The sequence below is a fragment of the Pseudomonas sp. PD9R genome, from assembly GCF_019200975.1.
Taxonomy (GTDB): Bacteria; Pseudomonadota; Gammaproteobacteria; order Pseudomonadales; family Pseudomonadaceae; genus Aquipseudomonas.
Window position 1 is genome coordinate 26,177 of the sequence record NZ_JAHTMR010000007.1, and the last position, 22,668, is coordinate 48,844.

The 22,668-nt window shown below is 58.6% G+C and carries 20 protein-coding genes; 2 read left to right on the plus strand and 18 right to left on the minus strand.

The features are described from left to right. Positions 1–46: 46 nt before the first annotated feature. The 3 genes from cysC to msbA form a co-directional block, all read right to left on the minus strand. Positions 47–652, minus strand: a complete 606-nt coding sequence (gene cysC, locus KUF73_RS15445) for an adenylyl-sulfate kinase (RefSeq protein ID WP_218438936.1) — start codon at positions 650–652, stop codon at positions 47–49. Continuing rightward, positions 645–1,349, minus strand: a complete 705-nt coding sequence (locus KUF73_RS15450; RefSeq protein WP_218438937.1) for a sulfotransferase family 2 domain-containing protein — start codon at positions 1,347–1,349, stop codon at positions 645–647. Before KUF73_RS15450 ends, cysC begins: the two co-directional genes overlap by 8 nt. Before the next feature lie 188 nt (positions 1,350–1,537). Beyond that, a complete protein-coding gene (gene msbA, locus KUF73_RS15455) occupies positions 1,538–3,340 on the minus strand; it encodes a lipid A export permease/ATP-binding protein MsbA (protein WP_218438938.1) in 1,803 nt (600 codons plus the stop codon). Positions 3,341–3,494: 154 nt separating this feature from the next. Here msbA and KUF73_RS15460 point away from each other — a divergent pair, with 154 nt between their 5' ends. Both KUF73_RS15460 and KUF73_RS15465 read left to right on the plus strand, forming a co-directional pair. After that, entirely contained in the window at positions 3,495–5,357 is a 1,863-nt protein-coding gene (locus KUF73_RS15460) for an O-antigen ligase family protein (RefSeq protein ID WP_218438939.1), read from the plus strand. Then, positions 5,357–6,580, plus strand: a complete 1,224-nt coding sequence (locus tag KUF73_RS15465) for an acyltransferase (protein ID WP_218438940.1) — start codon at positions 5,357–5,359, stop codon at positions 6,578–6,580. The genes KUF73_RS15460 and KUF73_RS15465 overlap by 1 nt, the downstream gene beginning before the upstream one ends. Positions 6,581–6,610: 30 nt before the next feature. On the opposite strand, the gene KUF73_RS15470 is transcribed toward KUF73_RS15465, so the two are convergent. The 15 genes from KUF73_RS15470 to waaF all read right to left on the minus strand — a co-directional run bounded on the left by KUF73_RS15470 (position 6,611) and on the right by waaF (position 22,477). Continuing rightward, positions 6,611–7,495 carry a glycosyltransferase gene (locus KUF73_RS15470; protein ID WP_218438941.1) on the minus strand — a complete coding sequence of 295 codons (885 nt, stop codon included), beginning with the start codon at positions 7,493–7,495 and terminating at the stop codon, positions 6,611–6,613. Beyond that, positions 7,492–8,646, minus strand: coding sequence for a glycosyltransferase family 4 protein (locus KUF73_RS15475; protein WP_218438942.1), 1,155 nt, complete (start codon positions 8,644–8,646; stop codon positions 7,492–7,494). Before KUF73_RS15475 ends, KUF73_RS15470 begins: the two co-directional genes overlap by 4 nt. Next, entirely contained in the window at positions 8,643–9,527 is an 885-nt protein-coding gene (locus KUF73_RS15480; RefSeq protein WP_218438943.1) for a DUF6625 family protein, read from the minus strand. The genes KUF73_RS15475 and KUF73_RS15480 overlap by 4 nt, the downstream gene beginning before the upstream one ends. A 53-nt stretch (positions 9,528–9,580) precedes the next feature. Next, positions 9,581–11,014: a PIG-L deacetylase family protein gene (locus KUF73_RS15485; protein ID WP_218438944.1), complete on the minus strand. Its 1,434-nt coding sequence runs from the start codon at positions 11,012–11,014 to the stop codon at positions 9,581–9,583. An 8-nt stretch (positions 11,015–11,022) separates the two neighbouring features. Next, complete coding sequence (locus KUF73_RS15490; RefSeq protein WP_218438945.1) at positions 11,023–11,919, minus strand: antimicrobial resistance protein Mig-14; 897 nt, start codon at positions 11,917–11,919, stop codon at positions 11,023–11,025. Then, positions 11,919–13,049 carry a glycosyltransferase gene (locus tag KUF73_RS15495; RefSeq protein WP_218438946.1) on the minus strand — a complete coding sequence of 377 codons (1,131 nt, stop codon included), beginning with the start codon at positions 13,047–13,049 and terminating at the stop codon, positions 11,919–11,921. The genes KUF73_RS15490 and KUF73_RS15495 overlap by 1 nt, the downstream gene beginning before the upstream one ends. Further along, positions 13,033–14,790 (minus strand): carbamoyltransferase, encoded by a 1,758-nt coding sequence (locus KUF73_RS15500; RefSeq protein ID WP_218438947.1) that lies wholly within the window; start codon positions 14,788–14,790, stop codon positions 13,033–13,035. Before KUF73_RS15500 ends, KUF73_RS15495 begins: the two co-directional genes overlap by 17 nt. Before the next feature lie 171 nt (positions 14,791–14,961). Then, positions 14,962–15,297: a YceK/YidQ family lipoprotein gene (locus tag KUF73_RS15505; protein ID WP_256345649.1), complete on the minus strand. Its 336-nt coding sequence runs from the start codon at positions 15,295–15,297 to the stop codon at positions 14,962–14,964. A 221-nt stretch (positions 15,298–15,518) separates the two neighbouring features. Continuing rightward, positions 15,519–16,970, minus strand: coding sequence for a lipopolysaccharide kinase InaA family protein (locus KUF73_RS15510; protein ID WP_218438948.1), 1,452 nt, complete (start codon positions 16,968–16,970; stop codon positions 15,519–15,521). Further along, positions 16,970–17,722: a lipopolysaccharide kinase InaA family protein gene (locus KUF73_RS15515; protein ID WP_218438949.1), complete on the minus strand. Its 753-nt coding sequence runs from the start codon at positions 17,720–17,722 to the stop codon at positions 16,970–16,972. Before KUF73_RS15515 ends, KUF73_RS15510 begins: the two co-directional genes overlap by 1 nt. After that, positions 17,719–18,453: a lipopolysaccharide kinase InaA family protein gene (locus KUF73_RS15520; RefSeq protein ID WP_218438950.1), complete on the minus strand. Its 735-nt coding sequence runs from the start codon at positions 18,451–18,453 to the stop codon at positions 17,719–17,721. Before KUF73_RS15520 ends, KUF73_RS15515 begins: the two co-directional genes overlap by 4 nt. After that, on the minus strand, positions 18,453–19,259 hold the full coding sequence (rfaP, locus tag KUF73_RS15525) for a lipopolysaccharide core heptose(I) kinase RfaP (RefSeq protein ID WP_218438951.1): 807 nt from the start codon (positions 19,257–19,259) through the stop codon (positions 18,453–18,455). Before rfaP ends, KUF73_RS15520 begins: the two co-directional genes overlap by 1 nt. Continuing rightward, positions 19,256–20,380 carry a glycosyltransferase family 4 protein gene (locus tag KUF73_RS15530; RefSeq protein WP_218438952.1) on the minus strand — a complete coding sequence of 375 codons (1,125 nt, stop codon included), beginning with the start codon at positions 20,378–20,380 and terminating at the stop codon, positions 19,256–19,258. Before KUF73_RS15530 ends, rfaP begins: the two co-directional genes overlap by 4 nt. Further along, a complete protein-coding gene (gene waaC / locus KUF73_RS15535; RefSeq protein WP_218438953.1) occupies positions 20,380–21,441 on the minus strand; it encodes a lipopolysaccharide heptosyltransferase I in 1,062 nt (353 codons plus the stop codon). Before waaC ends, KUF73_RS15530 begins: the two co-directional genes overlap by 1 nt. Position 21,442: 1 nt before the next feature. Beyond that, positions 21,443–22,477: a lipopolysaccharide heptosyltransferase II gene (gene waaF, locus KUF73_RS15540; RefSeq protein ID WP_218438954.1), complete on the minus strand. Its 1,035-nt coding sequence runs from the start codon at positions 22,475–22,477 to the stop codon at positions 21,443–21,445. Between the last annotated feature and the right edge of the window lie 191 nt (positions 22,478–22,668).

The following is a 22,668-nucleotide window of genomic DNA, read 5'->3' on the forward strand; positions in this document are numbered from 1 at the left end:
GGCTTGTGTGACGGCTGCAACGTGATCTTTCGCCAGGGTTTTCTGCTTATTTTTTGACCAGAAACCCCGATAGCCGCTGGCAGGCATCTGACATGCCCAGCACCTGGGTATCAATTTCACACTCGGCATTCAGTGGCGCCTCATAAGGGCTGTCGACACCAGTGAAATCCTTGATCCGTCCCTGCCGGGCCGCCAGGTACAGCCCTTTGGGATCACGCTGGGCGCAAATCGCGAACGGCGTGCTCACGTAGACCTCAATAAAATCGCCCCCGGCGAACAACTGGCGCGCCGCCGCACGTTCGGCCCTAAACGGTGAAATCGCCGCGACAATCACAATCAGACCGGCATCGACCATCAACCGCGACACTTGCGCCATGCGCCGGATGTTTTCCCGACGACACTCGGCGCTCATCCCCAGGTCACGGCAAAGCCCGGCGCGCAGGTTGTCGCCATCGAGTACAAAGGTGTGCAACCCAAGCTGATTGAGTTGCAGCTCCAGAGCATTGGCCAGCGTCGACTTCCCCGCCCCGGACAAACCCGTCAACCAGAGACAACGAGGTCGCTGCGACTTGAGTAATGCACGGGCGCAGCTCGAAAGCGATAACGCATAGGGCTTGATCCGGGAAGCCGAAATCGACGGCGCTTTATTCATAACCGAGCATCTCGTAATCGCGCTGGTACACCCGCCGTACCAGGCGACGGGTACGGGTCGAGCAGAAATCACGGGCGACCATCGGACGCCGCTGCTGTGAACTATTGAGATGGGGCAGTAGGACCTCGTGCCCTATCTGCTCGCAAACCAGTCGAAAATCCCGCTCCAGTTGCTCCTGATAGCCAATGAAATCCAGTGCCAGGTGCCCCAAAGAGTCGGTGAGGAAATCCGTCTGCGCGGCGAAATGCAGTTGCCGTTGAATCGTCTCGGGGTGCAGCCAACGCGCGACAAAATCGTCGAAGTCGCGGTAATGGCTAACCAGTTTTTGCGCTGAATGATCGCGCCGACCCAATTCGTTGCCACGCAGGAAAGCGTAGGCCGAGTACGCCCGCTCCAGCGGGTCGCGGACAAAGGTAAATTTGAAACTGTTGGCAAACTGCTCGGGGAATTGCTGTTCGTACCAGTACAACGGCAAGTGCCCCGGCCGCCAGCGATCGAACAGCGCGGCACAGACACTGCTGCCGGCGCATTTGGGAACATGGATGAAGAGGCAGGAACGCTGGGCGAAAGGTTGGGGAAAACGCAGATTGGCTGACATCGACTTGTTAACGACCTGTCGATCCACGACCGACAGTCGACCCAGCAAGAAATGCCGTTGCGACTTGGGCAATAGCTTCCAAAGATAACGTTGCAGCATTGCGGCACCCGCGCGAAAGGGATGACCCCTTCGATTGAAGTCAAAATTCGTTGCGGAACCTTAACAAGCGCGTTGCCGAGATTTATTCCGGTTTGGTCAAGAAACGTAAAGACCTGGATACATACCACCGGGCGCATTGCACGCTCGGTGTACAAGGAGGGTGAGCGCTGCCCACCCTCCTGTGGATATCAGGCGATGTCTTCGGCCGGGGCGTCGAGGCCCATCGCATTCAAGCGTGAGTAATAGCCGTTTTGCGCCAGCAACTGCGCGTGGGTACCACGCTCGACGATTTTCCCCTGGTCCATGACCAGGATCAGGTCGGCCTTCTCGATAGTCGACAAGCGGTGGGCAATCACCAGCGTAGTACGCCCTTTCATGACCTGGTCCAGCGCCGCTTGAATATGCCGCTCGGACTCGGTATCGAGTGCCGAGGTAGCCTCGTCAAGAATCAGCAACGGAGCATTCTTCAGCAGCGCGCGGGCAATCGCCAGACGCTGGCGCTGGCCACCGGACAGCAACACACCGTTCTCGCCGACCTGAGTATCAAGCCCTTGAGGCAGTTGCTCGATGAAGTCCATCGCGTAGGCGTCTCTGGCGGCTTTTTCGATATCTTCACGAGGGGCACCGGCCAGGTCGCCGTAGGCAATGTTGTTGGCCACGGTGTCGCTGAACAGCGTCACATGCTGAGTCACCTGGGCGATGTGCTTGCGCAGGTTCAGCAGCTTGTATTCCTCCACTTCAACGCCATCGATGAGGATTTCACCCTTGTCGTGGTGATAGAAACGCGGAATCAGGTTGGCCAGGGTTGACTTGCCACTGCCCGAACGCCCCACCAGCGCCACCATTTGTCCGGGTTCTGCCGAGAAACTGATGTCATTGAGTACCTGACGCTCGGTTTCAGGGTAAGTGAAGCTGAGATTGCGCACGTCCAGACGACCGCTGACGACATCACGCTCGATGGTGCCCGTGTCGACTTCGGGTTCGACATCCAGCTGCTCGAAGATGCTCTCGGCACCCGCCACACCCTTCTGGATGGTCGAGCTGACCTCGGACAATTGGCGGATCGGCTTGGGCAACAGGCCGGCCAGCGTGATGTAGGCAACCATGTCACCGGCGGACGCATCACCGCGCAGGAACAGCACCAGGAACATCAACACGGCCATCGCGGTGTAGATCACCAGTTGCAGCATGGGCGTATAGATGGCACCGGTGCGGGTCATGCGCAGTTGCTTGTCGGTGTTGCTCTGGCTGGCGTCGAAGAAGCGTTTTTCTTCATAGACCTCACCACCGAAACTGCGAACGACGCGATAGCCCTGGATCGTTTCCGATGCCACGTGTGTCACGTCGCCCATGGCCAACTGGATTTTCTTGCTCTGCTTGCGGAATTTCTTGCTCGCGGTGCGCACCATGACCGCGATCAGCGGCAGGATGGCGACCATGACCAGCGTCAGGCGCCAATTCATGAACAGCAACGAGGCGAACAGGAAGATCACTGTCATGCCTTCACGGATTACGACCTTGATCGCATCTGTGGCCGCCCCCGTGACCATGGTCACGTTGAAGGTGATACGTGAAATCAAATGCCCCGAGTTATGCTTGTCGAAGTACCGGTTAGGCAACACCAGCAGGTTGTTGAACAACTGGACTCGCAAGTCATGGACCAACCCCAGGGAAACCTTGGCCAGGAAGTAGTTGCCCAGATACGACCCCAACCCCTGCCACGCCGCGATCAGAATGATCAGCAACGGCACCGCCTGCAACAATTGCAAATCACGCAGGTATGGCACGGTCGGAAACAGCACTGCCTCGGGATTGGACAGGCCATCGACGAAGTACTTGAGGATGTAGCCCAGCATTGGCTGCGTCGAAGCGAAAATCAGAAATCCGACGATGCTGATCAGGAAAAGACTGATGTACGGCCGGACATAGCCGAGCAGGCGTAAGTAGATTTTCAAGCTCGATGGGCTTGCGGAGAGACTGGAGTCGGTCATATCACGCGAATGTCGATAAAAAGGACGCTGACTTTAGCACAGCTTCTTCAGGGTTCTGGCAATCGCATAAAGACTGTTATTGTGGCGCCCCGAAACACACATTCAGCAACCCCAGCCTTAAAATGGTCGTTCAACTCGGAATGAATTACACAGCATGCAATTAAATGGTCTGAACAAACCCTTCAATCGAGTTTTCGATCTCATTTGTCTGTGGATCCTTCCGCTCGGCTATTTATTGCTGCTCTGTTCTCTGTTTTTCCTTCCTGGACGCAGCCTGCATCACAAACTTTTCTACGGCCTGTTCAGCATTCCCGCGCTGATCGCATTGTGCTTGCGCCCGCGAATGACCAAAGAACTGTTGAACGAGCCGATCATCATCGCGGTGTTGCTGTTCGCGGCCTGGGCATTGCTCAGTCTGTGCTGGGGGCCAGGTAACGACAGCATCAGTGGCCAGCTCAAACCACCTTTGCATACGCTACTGCTGTTTGTCGGCTGCTACCTGCTGGTGCGCTATCGCAGCGAGATTATCCAGCCGCTGCTGTTTTGCGCCGCGACCGTGGCGTTGATTGCCTCGATCTACAACCTTTACATGTTCACCCGCATCTACGAACCCGGCATGCGCATGATCGGTGTCGGCGCCTTTGACAATCCATTGCTCAGTTCTCATGTGTTCGGCTTTTTCTGCGCCTACTGGCTCAGTTTGAGCATGACCTGCAAGCGTCGCCAGATACTTTGGCTGAGCATCCCGGCGATAGTGATCATGTTCGCCGCTGTGATCGCTACGGGCTCCAGGACGCCACTGGTAGCTCTTTCACTGACCGCGTTGTGGTTGAGCATAATCTGCGGGAGCCGGCGCTCGGTGGTACTGTTTGGCGCATTTCTCGCTACAAGTGCGACGACTACCGTGCTGTTTTCGCAGATGCTCAATGGACGGGGCGATTCCTATCGCCTGGAAATCTGGCAGTTGGCGCTGAAACAAATTGCCGACCATCCGTGGATCGGCCATGGTTATAACGCCGATCTGACCCTCGACCCCGGCATCGGTTATACCCTTCAAGAGCCCCACAGCTTTGCCCTCGGCGTTCTTTATTACGTAGGCATTGTCGGGTTGTTGCCATGGCTATTCTTCCTGGGCCGTGGCTTGCTGATTGGCTGGCGCAATCGTGTACAACCACTGTTTATCATCGCTTCAGCCTGGCTGGCATTCGGCATCGGTGCAGGCCTGACCGAAGGTGGCGGCATTATCTCCCGCCCCAAGGAGCACTGGTTCCTGCTGTGGATTCCTTTGGCACTGATTGCCGCGTTAAGCATCAATCAACGGGCAAAACGCCTGCTTGCGATGCCGATCAAGACGATGACGTCGAGCGACCTGCAACAGCTGACCGCCAACGCCCAAGTCATCGAAGAAGATGGTTTGGGCCCGAAAGTCTTGCGCCTGATTGAAGGCTCTTTCCTCAAGCTGTTTCGCCACCGCCGCTGGTACACCTCAGGCAGCTTCAATCCGTATTCCGAACGCTTTGCCTTGAATAGCCTGCAGTTGCGCAATGTGGGCATCCCGACCCCGGAAATTCTCAATCTTTACCGGTTCGAAGACGGCAGCACCGCCGTGCACTACTCACCGTTGCCAGGCCATACTCTGCGCCAGGTCTTGCAAGGCATTACCGCTCCAGCGGTTCGTCAGGCATTGGTGGAGCGGTTCGGCAAATTCATGGCGCAACTGCATGAGCAAGGCGTGTACTTCCGCTCACTCCACCTGGGCAACGTGCTGGTGTTGGATGATGGTGAGTTCGGCCTGATCGATCTGGCCGACATGCGCATTTACCCGTCGTCATTAAGCCCCTCCCTGCGACGGCGCAATCTGCGTCATATGCAGCGCTACACGGTGGATCGGCGCTGGCTGTTCGAGGAACATTTCGAGGCGTTACTCAAGGGATACGCTGCGGCGGCATCAAAATCCGACGTGGATAATCTGCACAGGCAAGTGCTGGCCGGGGGTTCCCCGGCTCGGGCTCACTGATGACTGAAACCAACCCGCTTATTGCGCTGGCAGCCTACCTGCTTGCCATCGTGACCGCCGCACTTTTGCTGCGCCTAATCCCGAAAATAGCCCGCCATCTGGAGCACTCTGGCGAAAGCCGTTTTGCGAGCATTGATGGCCTGCGCGGGTATCTGGCGTTCGGTGTGTTCATTCACCACTCAATCATTACCTGGTTCTTTCTAAGTACCGGTGAGTTTGGTTTTCCGCCGAGCAATTTCTACTCACAGCTTGGCCAGGGTAGCGTCGCGCTGTTTTTCATGATTACCGGTTTTCTGTTCTGGGACCGGTTGCTCACCCTGGGCCGGCGGCACGACTGGCTGGCATTTGCGGTATCGCGGATATTTCGCCTTTACCCGCTCTACCTGCCATTGATGGCGATCGTTTTCGTAACGGTGTTCTACCTGCAGAACTGGGAGCTCAAAGAGCCTGGCATTGAGTTCATCGGCCAGATTCTGTCCTGGCTGACCTTCGACAGGCCAGACGTCAATCAGTACCCGCAAACTGGCATGTTGATCGCCAACGTCACCTGGACCCTCGGCTACGAAGTGTTCTTCTATCTGGCCCTGCCACTGACCGCCATGATTTTCATTTATCGCGGCAACTGGATCCAGACCGTGCTGTGCCTGATCGGTATCTACGTCCTTTACCAGGTAGTCGGCTGGGAGCACTCGCTAAAGAAACACTTCCTGGCCAGTTTCCTCGGCGGCATCGCGGCGGCGTACTGGATTCGCCGGCCGCAGCTGGCGGCCTGGGGCAAAACACCTCTGGCGGGGCTGATCGCCTTGCTGGCGCTGGCCATTGCATTCACGGCATTCAACCGCGCCTTCAGTCTGGGACCGATACTGTTGATGTCCGGGTTTTTCGTGGTCGTGGCATCCGGAAACCCTCTGTTCGGAGCCCTTAAACCGCGCAGCATCCGCTGGCTCGGCGAGATCAGCTACAGCACTTACTTGCTGCACGGGTTTCTGATCTGGGTACTGGTGCAGCGACTGCCGCCGCTATTACAGTTGGACGCCCGGGAAAGCTGGATTTTCCTGCCACTGCTTGCGTTGTGCAGTTGCCTGCTGATCATTATCAGCAGCGTGACCTTCCTGTATATCGAGAAGCCAGGCATCAATGCAGGCAAGCAAACCCTGCAGTGGTTACGCCAGAAAAGGAAAGGTCAGAAAAAACACGCAGAAAAGGCCATTCAACAACGTTGAACGGCCTTTTTTACGGCTGTAACCCTTGGCTCAGTCTTTTTCCAACGGGGAGAAATACAAGCGACCCAGGCCACGCCATGTCTTCTTGTTCCACGCCTTGAACGGGATCTGCGTCAGCAGTTCCCGCGCCAGCTTGCGATCGCGGTTGGCGGTTTTCAGGAACATGGAGCTCAGGAACTTGTAGCGCACCTCGTCGTACAGCGGGTGGTCGCTGAAGAGCGCGTAGGAACGCAGGATGTTGTCGATCATGAAGCGGTGGTTTTTGTAGGAGTTGGTGGCGTGCTTGCGATAACGCGCCATCAGCACATTCAGGCCATCGATGAAGTAGCCGGCACGGGTCACTTTCAGTTCGATCAGCAAGTCCTCCAGACGAATGTTCGGGTCGAACCCGCCCACCTTGTCCAGTGCTTCGCGGCGAATCATCAGCGTCGGCGCCGGCGGATAGGGCTTGCGCTCCAGGAACATGTCATCAAAGTCCAGCCGGCGGAACGGTACATCGCGGCGCTGGCGCTTTTCCGGGTAAAGGTTGCCGTCGGCGTCGATCAGTTCGATGTTGCCGGCGCAAATCCCGACTTCCGGCTTGCCATCCATGTACTCGACCTGGATGGCAATGCGCTCCGGCAGCATGATGTCGTCGGAACCGAACGGTACGATCAGGCTTCCACTGGAACGGGCAATCGCACCGTTGAGGGTGTTCGTCAGCCCCTGGTTCTGCTGGACCCGGAAATCAAAACCGTGTTGCGCCTGCAAAACGTTGATCCGCTCGACACTGTCATCGCTGGAGCCATCATCGACCACCAGCAACTCGATGTTCCTGTAGCTCTGGTTGAGCACGCTGAGAATGCTGTCCTCGATATAACGACCGTGGTTATAGGAGGCAATGATGACCGTTACGAGAGGTTGCGTGTCGCTCATGGTTGTTCCTTTGCGGCCTGGCTCAAACCAGAATCGATCAGATTCAGGTATTCCTGGCGGAACACCTCGATATCATGTTGTTCCTGCAGATAACGATAGGCCTGTTCACCCTTGGCCTTGAGCGCTTCGTCTGACAGGCCCAGGTAATTATCCAGTGCCGCGACCAGGCTCGGCACATCCTTTGGCGTAATCGCCAGACCGCCCGCGCCCTGAATCAACGGCAGCATGGCCGGCACGTTCGAAGCAATCACCGGCAGATGCCCGCTCATGCCTTCGAGCAGCGCCAGGCCAAGGCCTTCAGCCAGCGATGGCATGGTCCAGATGTCAAACGCGCGAACATATTGCAAGGCGTTCTCCTTGAACCCGAGCAAATGCGCGCGGCCGCTCAAACCCAGGCGCTCGATCTCGGCAGCCAGGCGCGACTCTTCGCGTCCGGCACCGATAATCGCCAACTGGGTTGCTGGATACTTGTCCTTGAGGGCGGCGAACGCCTGCAACAGATAAGTGTGCCCCTTGACCGGCACCAACCGGCCCAATGCACCAATCAAGCGTACCGACGGGTCGATGCCTAACAGCTCGCGGGCACGCTCGCGGCTGTGCTGCAGACCTTCGGCCTGTTCGATGTCGATGGCGTTGGTAATGGCGTAGGTATTCTGGTCGGTGAAGCCGCAGTCACACTCCAGCAGGTACTGCTTGACCGCCGGCGACACACCGACAAACCGCCAGTGCCGGTCGATCAGACGCTGAGTCTGGCGGCGCCGATAAAAACGGTCGTACTCGCCAAAGCCGTGGGAAATACCGATGCACAGCGGCACCTTCAACCAGCGATTGAGCGTCAGCATCATGTTCACTGGTTTGAAACGATTGCAGATCACCACATCGAACTTTTCTTTGCGACAGAACTGATACAGCCGCCACATGGCACGCAGGCGCATGCCTTTGAGAGACTTGTCGGAAAACTCGAAATACACCGAGCGGTCGGCACGACTCACCGCCTCGCCAGGCCCGGGCTTACCCCTCAAAAACGCAGCAGTCACTTCATAGCGATCGCTGGGCAGGGCCTTGACGATCTGCTCCGCGAGGTCAGCAAAATCATGAGCCTTGACGTTGTAGTCAGGCTGCAATTGCAGAACCTTTGATCGTTGACTCATAACTCTCCCCGGTGAAAACCAGTCGCATCGATAACCCAGGCCGGTTCAGCGGCGATGCGCCTGACCTCGGCCGGATCGGGTTCGGGCAACCGTGACCACTCGTTGCGCTTCCAGCAAGCAAAGTGGAAATACGGAAACCGGCGATCGCCATCGCGATCATTTGTCACACAGGTTTCTCGCCAATACCATTTAAGCGGGAAATTTACCGTGCCGTCATGCCACTTGATGCAACCGCCGGGCGTGCTGAATGCCTCGGTGAACTCGCTGCGTCGACGCCACGGGTTGAACTTGCCAACCAGTTTGAACAGGGGCTGCGGAAAATTCTTGCGCCAGAGAAAAATTCGACTGAATGCTCCCTCGTCCAGCGCATGGTGCTTCTGATCGACGAACCGCGCTTCCCAGTCCTTGATCTGCCTGAACAACTCGCGCTTGCGGGAGGTGTTTCGAATCAGGCAAAGATGACCTGCTACTCGCCGTTCATGGGTGGAGAACAGGTCGAAAGAGGCCAGTCGATCCGCAGTGAAGTAACTGCGCAAATCGCCATACACAAGATCCAGATCGCCGAAGCCCCAGAAATCATAGCCTTCCAGGCGATCGGCATGAATATGACCAAATGCGGGCCGGATGTCGCACAGCTTGTAAGCTTCTTTTGGCGCAAAGTCGATATTCAGCCGCTGGGACACTATCCCGCAATAATCACTGAACATCATGCACTCGACGGTGACGTTGGGCGGCAGATTTTCCGGAACCCCACAATCACTGAACAGCAACCAGTCGATGTCAGGATTGCGGCGACAACTTTCCAGAAAAAACGGCATCCAGAATGGCCAGCGACCGAAATAAGGCATCAGGAACAAGATACGCGGGCACGGATTGATCACAGAAACTCACCTGTAAATGCTCAAAACGCCGCCATCTTAGGCGGCGCGACACGTCAATTCTGCTTCACAGATGTTTCATCATGCTTCAGAAGCCAGAACAACTCTTGGCGTCTGACCGCCTTGCGAAAGAACTCATTCTCTCCATAGATGGACGGCACTCTACTGGCCAGGAGCCACTGTATCAACCGGCGCAATCGACGCTTGAACGGCATCGGCGGCTGCAAGTCATGCATCATGCCCAGCGCCATGGCTTTATCGCGCTGAAGCGCCAAAGGTATTGGCAGGCAAAAGGGCTGCATCGACACGGACGAATCGAAGGCCGGCGGCAATGCAATGCCTTGACCTGCATCCCCCATCGGCCAGCGATCATTATCGTGCAGGTGGTTGGCATAACCGAGTACGGTGGTCGGCTGCCACGCCAGTCCTCGAAGCGCCTCAAGGATCGCTTGGCGGGCACAAATATGGTCCGGGTGCGGATCGAGTGTCGGGTGCGGCAACACAATGACTTCGGGGCGCGCCCGCAATATCAGCTCGCGAAGATCGGCCAGCAGATTGTTCCAGGTCGGTGAGCCGTCCGTGTCGCCTGGCAGTGCAAAGGGATTCAAATGGCGGAACAATCGGGTGTCGCTCAGATCCGCTTCCCGCGAACCCATCGGTTGAGCCGGCGACGCCTGCATGGCCGCCAGTTGCATGCAGAAATAACCCAGCTGCACGCAATGGGTTTCGGGTACCCCGGCCCAGCGCGGCACGGCAATACTGTCCCAGGCCCGCAAACGGCCTTTCAAACGCGCCGCCTCGACCTTGCTCAGGCCAATCTGCTGGTAGTGTTCGGCTTCGATCTCACCCGCGGTGAGCGTGACGATCCACGCCTCATCGGCCTGGCTGTACAGACCATACGCGGCCAGCTCGGCATCATCGGCATGGGGCGCAATCACCATCACCCGCTGACGGCGGTAGTCAGGATGTTCGAAAGCCCACAGCACAGGTTCGCCGAGCAACCGGCAGAACCACCCGCGCAAACGCAGCTCACCGCGCGACAACACCTGCGCCTGACCACTCAGATTGAGATATCTCAAGCCGTTCACACCGCGTTCGAAGGTTTGCCGGTCCGGGTTTTCGCCACCCGACAATTCGACCACCGGGTCGATAAAGCGCCCCAACCAGGTACTTTTAACCCGCAGCGCCAGCACCAGCGTCGCGTCGTCGACCAGCATGACACCGTCATCCAGGCGCAAACGCTCACCGCTCAGATGCACCTTGGGTTGCGGGGTGTACGGCGCAAAGCTGTATTGGTAATCGTCTTTGGGTGAATAGAACAGATGGTCGGCAAACCACGCCTCGTGAGCAATCCAGCCCAGAACCGCGAGCACCAACGGCAACCACCAGGCCACTAGCACACCGATGACAATCAACAGCATCAGCGCGATCAACAGGCCGATGCGTTTGTTACGTCGATGGCGTTTGAGCAATTGCTGTTTGCGGCTCATGGGCTGACTCATACGGTGAAGACCGGTACTGGGTTGCACCAGCGATCCTTGTATTCCCGATCGGCGCGGCCGAAGGAAAAACGCAAGGGCTTGTCCAGCGCCCGGGCATGCTCCCAGGCACTTTGGGTATTGAGAAAACTCAGCACACTGCCGGGGCTGAATTCGCGGGTTTCGGGGTCGACGCCGCCATTGATGTACTCGACGCTGATCCATTGCGGCGTCTCGACGCGGTACACCAGCTGAATTGCAATCGGCGCATCGTTGAGAAAAATCACTGAACCCATGAGCAATTCGCGCAACAACTCGATGACTTCGGCCATGCGCTCGGCGCCGGTCGCCGGGAAACCCCAGCGGCGCTGGAACAGGTCGCAATAGATTGCCGCCAGTTCAACACTGGAAAAATCGGATACAGCTCGCACCACCCCGCCCGCTTCTTCCAGCAACCTGAGTTCACGGCGCTGGTTGTAGCGAAACTTCTTTGACAGTTCTTCGGGGGTGCGGGCCATAGCCAGTTGCTCGGCCTGCAACTTGATGCCGGTGAAACGACTTTCGTTCAGCGCCGACAAATAACGACCGCGATGACGCAACGGTGCCTGGGCATCGGCAGCGGCGGGCAGAATGATCTCGGCATTGCCGAGGTCGAACAGACCTTTTTTGCCATTGCGCTTGAGCACATCCTTGGACAGTGCAAGGTCGCGCCCCCAGGTCGGAATCGCCGCTTTGACTTCGCCGTTTTGCTCCCAGGCCAGGTAGCGCACCGGAATATCCGCCAGTTGCGCCAGGCGCTCGACCACCATCGGATGAGTCGCGACGCTGCCGCCATAACGCTGCCAGGTCTCGGCGTAAGTCGAGGCGTCGGCTACCGACCAGCCACGTTCGCGCCAGCCTTGAAATCGGTTGAGCATCAGCCCCTCGGTGCCAGTTCGATTACGTGCGGCAAATGCCAGAAAGTATCGCGTACCGCACGGTCGGAGAAGCGCTCACGCAGGCGATCGAGCATCATCTCGGCACACTGCTGGCGTTGCTGCTCGTCCATCGCGGCCAGATGTTGCAGCCCTTGCGCCAGGTGTTCGGCATCGCCCAGCGGGAACAGAATGCCCACGCCTTCGACGACTTCCTTCGCACCGCCACAAGCGGTGGCGAGCAATGGCACACCCGCGGCCATGGCTTCGAGCAGCACCATGCCGAACGGTTCGTGATCGGAGCTCAGGGCGAACACGTCGAAGGCGCGAAAATACCGCCGCGCCTCTGGCACCTGGCCGAGGAACAGCACGCGGTCGCCAATCCCCAGCTCTCGGGCTTGAGCCTTGAGGTCCTGTTCCAGACGACCACTACCGAGGATCACGAGTTGGCTGTTGGCCGGCAAACCGGGCAGCGCCGTGGCGAAACCGTCCAGCAATGTGGCCTGATCCTTGTCCGGATGCAGCCGACCGACGTTACCGACAATCCAGGCATCCGCTGGCAGGCCGAGAATTTCACGGGCCTCGCGCGCTGACACCTGGCTGTCCTGCAAGGCATCCACGTCGATACGGTTATAGAGTGTCCGAATCCGCGCCGCCGGCCATTTGGGCAGACATTGACGCATGTCATCGCGCACCGCATCGGATACCCCGAGCAGGCTCAAGCGCTTGCGGAAAATATTCGCGAAGAGTTTACGGCTGCCGCGTTTGTAATCGTCAAACGCGTGATGCACGCCAATCACCGGCAACGAGGTTCCAAGCAAGGCGATATAGATCGGCTTGAAGCGATGGGCGATACAGAAACTGAAGTTGCGTGAAGCGGCGATCTTGCGCAGATCGCCGATGGCGCCCAGCTTCAGGCCACGAATGGCCTTGGAGCTGTATTCCATGAACAACACTTCATCGGAGGCGCAAGACGCGGCGACTTCGGCGTCGGCGACCCCGGTCAGAAACACCGTGGTCACGCGATAACCGGTCCCCGCGAACAGGCTGGCGTACTGCCGGGCGCAGTCCAGAAACGGCCCGTCATAGCCGTGACAGAACTGCAACACATGGCGTTCAGCCGAGCGTGTCATATGCGTTCGCGCCCTCTTTGACGACCAGGATGTCTTCCATGATCAGATACTGTAGATCGGAACCGAAGAACATGTTCAAGGCGTCCGTCGGCGAGCAGATCATCGGCTCGCCGCGACGGTTGAGCGAGGTGTTCAACGACACGCCGTTGCCGGTCAAGACTTCTAGCGCTTTCATCATGTCGTAGTAGCGCGGGTTGTATTCGCGCTTGAGCACTTGGGCACGGGAAGTGCCGTCTTCGTGAACGACTTCCGGCACGCGGGTCTTCCACTCTTCAGCCACTTCGAAGGTGAAGGTCATGAACGGGGCCGGGTGATCGATCTTGATCATTTGCGGCGCCACGGTGTCGAGCATCGACGGGCAGAAAGGCCTCCAGCGCTCGCGGAACTTGATCTGGTGGTTGATGCGGTCGGCTACGCCAGGGATGCTCGGGCAACCGATGATCGAACGACCACCCAGTGCGCGCGGACCGAACTCCATGCGGCCCTGGAACCAGGCCACCGGGTTGCCATCGACCATGATCTTGGCGATCTGCTCCGGCATGTTGTCGAGCTTGCGCCATTTCGGCTTGTCGCCATGACGGGCGCAGGCGGCGATCACATCTTCGTTGCTGTACTCAGGGCCGAGGTAGACGTGTTCCATCTTCTCGACCGGCACGCCACGGGCGTGGGATACATAAGCCGCAGCGCCGACTGCGGTGCCGGCATCGCCGGACGCAGGTTGCACGAACAGTTCTTTGATATCGTCGCGAGCGATGATTTTCTGGTTCAGCTTGACGTTCAACGCGCAGCCGCCGGCGAAGGCCAGCTTGCCGGTTTCCTTGAGCACGTCGCCCAGATAGTGATCGATCATTTGCAGCGAGATCTTTTCGAACAGCGCTTGCATGCTCGCGGCGTAATGAATGTAGGGTTCGTCGGCGATGTCGCCTTCGCGCTTCGGACCCAGCCACTCGATCAGCTTCGGCGAGAAGTAGAAACCTTTGCCCTTCTCTTTGTAGCGACGCAGGCCGATGACGTTGGCGTAATCGGTGTTGATCACCAGTTCGCCGTTTTCGAAAGAAGCCAGGCGCGAGAAGTCGTACTTGCTGGCGTCGCCGTACGGCGCCATGCCCATGACCTTGAATTCACCGTCGAGCATCTCGAAACCGAGAAACTCGGTGATTGCGCCATACAGGCCACCGAGGGAGTCCGGGTCGAAGAATTCCTTGATCTTGTGGATCTTGCCGTTTTCGCCATAACCGAAGAACGTCGTGGCGTACTCGCCCTTGCCATCGATCCCCAGGATCGCGGTTTTTTCTTTGAAACCGGAGCAGTGATAGGCGCTGGAGGCGTGGGCCAGGTGATGCTCGACCGGCTCGATCTTGATTTTCTTCGGGTCGAAACCCAGTTGCTCAAGGCACCAGACGATCTTGTTGCGATAGCGCTTGTAACGACGGTTGCCCATCAGGATTGCATCGAGGGCGCGGTCCGGGGCGTACCAGTAACGCTTGGCGTAATGCCAGCGGGCTTTGCCGAACAGGCTGATCGGCGCGAACGGGATCGCGACCACGTCAACGTCGGACGGCTTGATGCCGGCCTGCTCCAGGCAGAACTTCGCCGATTCGTAGGGCATGCGGTTCTTTGCATGTTTATCGCGTACGAAGCGCTCTTCTTCCGCCGCCGCGACCAGCTTGCCGTCGATGTACAAGGCTGCGGAAGGATCATGGCTAAGGGCGCCGGACAGGCCAAGAATCGTCAATGCCACAGGGGTCTAGCCTCTTTAGTCTGCATGCAGGCGCAACGCGCCTCAAAAATTAATGTGCCCTCGCAAGGGGCGAGAGACAGCTAAAGGGCGGGATTATAGCGTAAAAGCAGTGGTAAGCCTCTAGCTGCAAGCCACAAGCTGAAAGACGAGCTGGCGATGCCCTTGCGTTACTTAGCCACGCGCGGGCCGCCAGTAAATGCGGATATTGCCATCCATTCCCTGCCGGTAAACGGTGTATGGCAAGACCACGGTATCCAGTGCACCAGAAAGGGCCAGATCCAGCAAAACCAGCGGCACGAGGATTCCCGTGGGATCGGGCGGTGCGTTCAATGCGCAAAAATCGTAGGCCAGGCCGCTGTAGATCCTGGGAATGGACTGGCAGTAGGTCTTTTGCCTTCGAAGCCCCTGGGCCGCCTCCGCCTCATCCTGTAAAACCGTTGCGACGGTTCCACACCCCGTCAACGCCAGTGTGATAGCACCTGATGCCACTGCAGTTTTGATTGTCAAAGTCCGCCCTCCGAGAACGTCAGGGCAAACTAGCATCGGGGTGAATCGGGCCACAGTTCATGGCTTCCGAAGATCGCGTAGGACGGTTCATAAAAACTTGTCCGCAATCTCGGCCGGCTGCTCCGGCCCGTTCGCGAGCAAGCTCGCACACAATGAATCATGCGTTCGACACTAAGACACTGTGGGAGCGAGCTTGCTCGCGATAGGACCGAAGGTCCGGTTCAGACAGCGCCAGAGGTATCTTTGGGAAGTCGCTGGTCGATGACTTGATAGAGAGCGCAACTCTCCGGCCAGTTCCGCATGAACCTCGCTCGATCCCGCGCATACGCCGGACCAAAGCTGCCGGGCGAGCTGTGCTGACACATCGAATCAAGGTCAATCAGCGCCCAACGATCATCCTGCCAGAACAAGTTGTGGCCCTTGAAATCGCCATGGCTGATGCGTAAACGAATCAGCTCGGCAAACAAGTGATCCAGCGCCGCCAGCTCCACTTCGGGCGCGTCGCCGCCTTCAACGTAAGGCGCAAAGCGTTCGATGATATCCGGCCCCGGCAGGTACTCGGTGACCAGATAAGCCCGGCCGCGCAACCAGAGAAAACGTTTTTCCAGTAATGCCAGCGGCTTGGGCGTGGCGATACCGAGGAATGCCAGGCGATTGCCTTCACGCCATGAATGCCAGGCACGGCTCGGGCGCCAGAAGCGTTTGAGCCAATGAGCGAAGCCTTTGATGTTGTAGCGCTTGATCACCAGAGCACGACCATCCACCTCGACCTTGCCGACGCTCGCCGCGCCGCCCGTCTTGTACAGATGGCCCTGATCGAGCAAGGCATCGGCCTGCGCCAACACCGGCATCATTGCCACTTCTTCCTCGCGACGAATAGCCTGCAACCCGAATGCGCCGCGCTGGACGCTGAACAGCGTGCATTCGCGACCGACCTTGATCAGGAAGTCTTTGAGACGCCAGTTGCGGACCTTGTCGATCTGCTTCTGCAACGCCTCCATGGGCAAGGCGTGCTCACCGTTGCTTAACAAGTAGTACACCAGCAATTCTTCGGTGAACGGCTCCAGCGACTTGGGCAACTGGGCAAAAAACACACCGAGATTTTCCAGGACTTTTTGCCGCGACAACGGCTGGCCTGGCGTTTCGCTGCAGATCCCGCCGCCATCGATCAAATAAAGCCGATTGCCCTGGCGCAACAGGTTGTCCAGGTGCAGGTCTTCTTGCCACAGGCCTTTGCGGTGCATTTGGCCAATGGCGCCCAACGCCTCCGCCAATACGGCCCCCTGCATATCCGCCAGCACCGGTAAGTGTTCGACCTGTTTCCAGGTATCGCCCAGGCTTTCGGCGCCTTCGATGAACTCGAACAGCAGCCAGCCACCTTCGCCGTCCTTCAAGCCATCTACCAACAGTTTCGGGGTGGTCAGGCCCTGATCGGCCAGCAATCGCACGCCATCACGCTCACGCTGAAAATGCCGCGCCGCTTTACTGCCGACCAGCAACTTGGCCAACACCGGACGGCCGCGCCAGACACCGGCACCGACATAACGCTGCCCAGGCAGCACCCGCAACAGGCTCAGCAGTTGCAAATCGGCTGGCCCGGCAGCATCGGCCAGCGAAAGGCTCAGCGGCAGGCTCGGGCTACGGCCAGCGTTTCTAAGTTCGGACAAACGCATCAGCGTTTCTCCTTGTGGCCGCGCCGCGCAGTCAAACGCGCCAGCCAGCTGTCGATCAGCGAACTGTCCTGCGATTGATCCAGATAAGCCGCCAACATTTCGCGCAACTGTGCCTCGCTCCACTCCGGCGCCCGACGCAGCAACGGCTCCAGATCCTTGACCCGATCACGCTGACCGAACAGCAACGCCCGGGTCTTTTCCAGGTCGATCAGTTGAGCCTCATAGCCGTCGCCAGTGGCCCGAAGAAATATGTGTTTGGGATAAAAGCAGCCGTGCACCTGACGCCGACTGTGCAGCAGCCGCGCCAGTTGCCCGCAGGCACGCAGGATGGCTGAGTGTTGCGCCTCGCTGAGATCCGACCAACGCTGCAGCAGCGAGTCCAGATCATCCCAGCCGTCCAGCGCGCGCGTCAGCAGAATCGCCCGGACTTCGCCACCGACTTTGCGCTGACCGAAGAACACCGCTTTGAGCGCCGGAATATCGAGCTTTTCATAGCGGCTGATACTGCGAAATTCGCGGGCAAAACTTGGCTCGCCAAACGGCGCATACAGGGTATGCATCAAGTAGTTGCTCTGGCGCTTGAGGTAGAAGCCATGACCTTCCAGATCCAGTCGAAACACACTGCTCCAGCCACCGCGAACGGCGTTGGGTTCATCCACGGCATCGAGTTGCCGAGTCCAGAGCGCATCGAAAGTGCCAAGACCATGGCGTTCAAGCAGCGCACGGTCTTCGGCAGCCAGGAAATCAGTCATTCGCGTCCCTCGAAAAATCTCACCACGTGCCGGATCCGTTTTTTGTCGGCGGCGTTGAGCCGGGTCCGTTGGCGGTATTGCAGGTAAAAGCGCAAGCGCTGGGTGGCCGACAGATGATACTTGGCGACCTTGTCGAGACATGCCAGGTCCTTGGTGATGCGGTACTTGAGCCAGAAACCGCGCCAGAAATCACCGTTGGGGCAGTCGATCAGGAACAGTCTGGCCTGATCGTCGATCAGCAAATTGCGCCACTTCAAGTCGTTATGGGTAAAACGATGATCGTGCATGGTTCGGGTGTAGCCGGCCAACTGGCGGCTTACGTTGTCGACCCAGACGCGATCCGCAAGCTTCGGATCATGACGGTCAGCCAGTGCTGACAAGTCTTCGGTATGCGGCAGTTCACGCGTGATCATCGCCCCGCGATCGTAGGCCGCCCCCCGACGCTCCAGGCCCCAGGCCACCACTTCAGCGGTGGGAATGCCCCATTTGGCAAAGCGTTTTAGGTTCTGCCATTCCATTTTCACCCTCGGTTTGCCGAGGTAGCGGCGCAGGCCTTTGCCCGCGCCGACGTAGCGTTTGACGTAATAGTTGACGCCATTGCGCTGAACGCGAATGACCTCGGACAGCGGATCACGGGTCAAGCGTTCGCCCTCAAGCGCAAACACGGCTTCAAGACTGCCAAAATCTTCTGCCAGATCGCTGTAAGCAGGCTCCAGTGTCCAACCCGCCATCAGAGCGCATCTCCGTATCGCTGCTTACGATCGTAGAGCTTGTTGGCCTTGCCTTCGAGCCAGGACAGCAATCCGGCTTCCTCGGCGAGAATTTGCCGCAGCGGCTGCTGGAAGTAGCCCTTGAGAAAACGCATTTTGTCGCGCTGGGTCAGGCCGATGTCCAGGGCCGAAAAGTACAGCGCTGCCAGATCCTTGTTACGCCAGCGCTGGGTGATCGCCGGACGGGTCTGAGCCCGGTGCAAATCGATCACAGAAAGCTTGAATTCATCAGCCGTCACCGGTTTGTCGGTGTGCAGCAGGAAGTGGCAAATGTAGCAGTCGCGATGGTTGACCCCGGCGCGGTGCATCATGCCGGTCATGCGCGCCACTTCGGCGATCAGCGCGCGTTTGAGCTTGGGATCCGGCGGATTTTTGAGCCAATCGATGCTGAAGTCTTCGAGACTGACCGTCGGTGCCAGTTCTTCGGTGACGATGAACGAGTGCTGATCCGCCGGATTACTGCCCTTCTCACCGTAGGCCACGGCGGTCATGGTCGGCACGCCGACTTCCTGCAGACGCTGAATCGCCTTCCACTCCTGACCCGCGCCGAGTACCGGCAGCTTGGCGGTGAGCAGGTTCTTGAAGATCTCGCCCCAGCCGATGCCGCGGTGAATTTTCACGAAAAACCCGTTGCCATCCACTTCAGTGCGCAAGGTACGGCGAGCTTCAAGTTCGCGGTACACCTCGCCTTGCAGCCCCTCGACTTCGGCGAACGGATCGCGCCCATCCCAAAGGCTCTTGAAGGGTTCAGCCAGCATCAACTTCATTCAGCGTGCTCCGCCAGAATCACATCAGCCGCGTGTTGCGGCATGCTATAGAGGTCGGCCGTCTCGGCGTAAGCCAGACCGTTGCGGCTCCAGGCCGCCCGTGCTTGAGCGTCGTTCAACATGCCGGTCAGATATTGCGTCAATTGCGCCTGTTCGAACGGCTCATCCAGCACCAGGCCAGCATCGGCCTCGGCAATGTAATGCGCGTAACCGCAAACCGCACTTACCAGCACCGGCAAACCGGCCACCAACGCTTCAAGCAGCACAGTACCGGTGTTTTCGTTGTAGGCCGGGTGGATCAACAGGTCGGCGCCGAGCAGGAAGCGCGGGATATCGCTGCGCCCCTTGAGGAACGTCACGTTATCGCCAAGCCCCAATGTGGCGCTCTGCATCTGGAATAACTTGGGGTCGTCCTGGCCAATTACAAACAGCCGGGTGCGCTTCTTCAGATCAGCGGGCAATGCCGCCAGTGCCTTGAGGCTGCGGTCCACGCCTTTGGTCTTGAACCCGGAGCCGATCTGCACCAGCAGCAATTCATCGTCCTTCAGGTTGAATTCAGCGCGGAACCCGGCACGAATTTCGTCCGCATCCGGTGGCCGGCGACGGTCCTGGGCAATGCCCGGAGGCAGCAAATGGAAGCGTTTTAGCGGCGTGTCGTAATGCTTGATGAACAACGGCTGTTGCACTTCGGAAATCATCAGCACTTCGGTTTTGGCGTCCTTGGCGAACACCGCGCGCTCATACTCGGCGAAGTGGCGATAGCGGCCCCAACGACGGTACAGCGAATTACGCAGGTTTTGCGCCTTGTCTTCAAAACAGCCGTCGGCGGCGTAGTAGACGTCCAGGCCCGGCATCTTGTTGAAGCCGATCAGGCGATCGACCGGACGCTTGGCCAGGTCCGCTTCCATCCACTCACTGAGTTTCTCGTTGCGACGATGGTTGAAGAACGCCTTGACCGGCGCCACCAGCACTTCGAAGCCCGGCGGTACATCGCCTTCCCAGATCAGCGTATAGACACGGATCTGGTGCCCACGCTTTTGGCATTCCAGGGCAATGCGCATGAAGTCGCGCTGCAAGCCACCGAAGGGAAAATATTTGTACAGGACAAATGCCAATTGCATCAGCGCAGCTCCTCAGCCAGTAACAAAGTGCTCAGTCGAGTCGCGACACGCTCTGGATTCAAACGCGTGAAGCACAGTGGCCACTCGCGTTTCAGGTCGAACCGGCGGGCATCTTCGGCCGTCGGTTGATAGGTGCATTTCTTTTGCAGGCAGGGCGCGCAGGGGAAATCGCTGGCCAGATGAATCTGCGACTTGCCGTAAGCGCCCGTCAGGCCGGGATTGGTCGGGCCGAAAAGCGACAAGGTCGGTACATCCAGCGCCGCCGCCAAGTGACCGAGGCCCGTGTCCACCGCGACGCAGGCTGCCGCGCTGGCCAGCACTTTGCCGACGCCCGCCAGATTCAGCTTGGGCAGTACTTCAACGTGCTTCATGTCTTTGGCGATGCGTTCGGCGCGGGCCTTCTCGATCGGGTTGCCCCACGGCAACTTCACGCCGACACCGAGGTAACCGACACGCTCGGCCAGTTCGCGCCAATAGGCTTCCGGCCAGTGTTTGGTGTCCCAGGTGGTGCCGTGCAGAAACAGCACATAAGGGTTCCTGCGCGGCAATTCCACCAGACGCTCGACGCTCAGACCGTAATCGCCCAGACCTTTGGGCAAGTCATAACCCAAGGCGACGGCGAACAGCTGACGCACCCGCTCCACCGCGTGCTGTCCACGGGCCACGGCCAGTCGCCGGGAATAAAAGCGTGCGGCAATCGGTTCGCGAGCGGAGTGCTTGTCGAGCCCGGCAACCGGTGCTTTGACATAGCGGGTCAGCAACGCACTTTTCAGCAAACCCTGGGCATCGATGACCAAATCATATTTGGTCGCGCGAACGCTTTGCTTGAAGCGCTTCCACTCGCCACTCTTGATGGTTTGCCAGATGTTCTTGCGCCAGCGACGGATCGCCACGGGAATCACCTTGCCCACCGCCGGGTGCCACTTCGGGATTTCGGCGAAGCCTTCTTCCACCACCCAGTCGAACTTGATGCCGGGAATCGCCCGCGCCGCGTCAGTCAGCGCTGGCAGCGCGTGAATCACGTCGCCCAGCGATGAAGTCTTGATCAGCAGTACCCGCAAACTATTTGACCTCGACCACAGTGCCTTGCAACCGCTGCAAGGCTTCGTTCACTGCTTGCGGCATCAGTTGGCGCAAGCAGTTGTAATGGCCGAAGCGGCACGTGCGGTCGAAGCATGGACTGCATTCGATGCCCAGTCGCACGATCTCCACGTGCTCGGCCAGCGGCGGCGTGAAACCTGGCGACGTCGAGCCGTAGACCGCCACCAGCGGGCGATTCAGTGCGGCGGCAACGTGCATCAGGCCGGAATCGTTGGACACCACCGAGTCGGCGCAGGACAACAGGTCGATAGCCTCGGCCAGCGAGGTACCGCCACTGAGGTTCACCGACTCTTCACGCAAACCGGGGATCAACCGAGAGCGGATGTCTTCGCCCACGGCGTGATCGTTTTTCGAACCGAACAGCCAGACTTGCCAGCCTTCGCGGATCTTCGCTTCGGCGACCTTGGCGTAGTGCTCGGACGGCCAGCGCTTGGACTCGCCAAACTCGGCGCCGGGGCACAGCGCCAATACCGGGCGATCCAGCGCCAGACCGAACTTGGCCAGCGCGGCTTCGCGGGTCACCGGGTCGATCTGCAGGCTTGGGCGCGGGTAAGGTGTCGGCAATTCAGAACCGGGCTCATACGCCAGGGCCATGAAGCGCTCGATCATCAGCGGGTAACGTTCTTTGTCCAGCGTACGCACGTCATTGAGCAGGCCGTAACGGAACTCACCACGCCAACCGGTGCGCTTGGGAATGCCGGCAAAGAACGGCACCAATGCCGACTTCAGGGAATTGGGTAGCAGGATCGCCTGGTCGTACTGGCCAGCCAGGGATTTACCGATGCGCCGACGCGTTGCCAGCTCCAGTGCGCCATGGCCGAGCGGGAAGCTCAAGGCCTGGCGGACTTCGGGCATGCGCTCAAGAATCGGCCGGCTCCACTCGGGGGCCAGTACGTCGATTTCGCATTGCGGGTGGCGTTGCTTGAGACACTGAAACAGTGTCTGCGCCATCACCATGTCACCGACCCAACTGGGCCCAACGATCAGAATTTTCATGTGGTTTCCAAAAACGAACCGGGGAGGCCTACGCCTCCCCGCCTCGAGAATCTCTGCGGGGGCAACGCACGCTTGCGATGGGTCATCACCTTCAACATTGCTGTCGACTGTCACTCCGCTATCGCGAGCAAGCTCGCTCCCACATTGGGTATTGGTGCCTCAACCTACAAATCACCACTAATCCCTGTGGG

Bases quoted from the DNA above. Each gene is read 5' to 3' on its own strand.
- cysC (WP_218438936.1), bottom strand. From the start codon at position 652: ATGAATAAAGCGCCGTCGATTTCGGCTTCCCGGATCAAGCCCTATGCG.
- KUF73_RS15450 (WP_218438937.1), bottom strand. From the start codon at position 1,349: ATGCTGCAACGTTATCTTTGGAAGCTATTGCCCAAGTCGCAACGGCAT.
- msbA (WP_218438938.1), bottom strand. From the start codon at position 3,340: ATGACCGACTCCAGTCTCTCCGCAAGCCCATCGAGCTTGAAAATCTAC.
- KUF73_RS15460 (WP_218438939.1), top strand. From the start codon at position 3,495: ATGCAATTAAATGGTCTGAACAAACCCTTCAATCGAGTTTTCGATCTC.
- KUF73_RS15465 (WP_218438940.1), top strand. From the start codon at position 5,357: ATGACTGAAACCAACCCGCTTATTGCGCTGGCAGCCTACCTGCTTGCC.
- KUF73_RS15470 (WP_218438941.1), bottom strand. From the start codon at position 7,495: ATGAGCGACACGCAACCTCTCGTAACGGTCATCATTGCCTCCTATAAC.
- KUF73_RS15475 (WP_218438942.1), bottom strand. From the start codon at position 8,646: ATGAGTCAACGATCAAAGGTTCTGCAATTGCAGCCTGACTACAACGTC.
- KUF73_RS15485 (WP_218438944.1), bottom strand. From the start codon at position 11,014: ATGAGCCGCAAACAGCAATTGCTCAAACGCCATCGACGTAACAAACGC.
- KUF73_RS15490 (WP_218438945.1), bottom strand. From the start codon at position 11,919: ATGCTCAACCGATTTCAAGGCTGGCGCGAACGTGGCTGGTCGGTAGCC.
- KUF73_RS15495 (WP_218438946.1), bottom strand. From the start codon at position 13,049: ATGACACGCTCGGCTGAACGCCATGTGTTGCAGTTCTGTCACGGCTAT.
- KUF73_RS15510 (WP_218438948.1), bottom strand. From the start codon at position 16,970: ATGCGTTTGTCCGAACTTAGAAACGCTGGCCGTAGCCCGAGCCTGCCG.
- KUF73_RS15515 (WP_218438949.1), bottom strand. From the start codon at position 17,722: ATGACTGATTTCCTGGCTGCCGAAGACCGTGCGCTGCTTGAACGCCAT.
- KUF73_RS15520 (WP_218438950.1), bottom strand. From the start codon at position 18,453: ATGGCGGGTTGGACACTGGAGCCTGCTTACAGCGATCTGGCAGAAGAT.
- rfaP (WP_218438951.1), bottom strand. From the start codon at position 19,259: ATGAAGTTGATGCTGGCTGAACCCTTCAAGAGCCTTTGGGATGGGCGC.
- KUF73_RS15530 (WP_218438952.1), bottom strand. From the start codon at position 20,380: ATGCAATTGGCATTTGTCCTGTACAAATATTTTCCCTTCGGTGGCTTG.
- waaF (WP_218438954.1), bottom strand. From the start codon at position 22,477: ATGAAAATTCTGATCGTTGGGCCCAGTTGGGTCGGTGACATGGTGATG.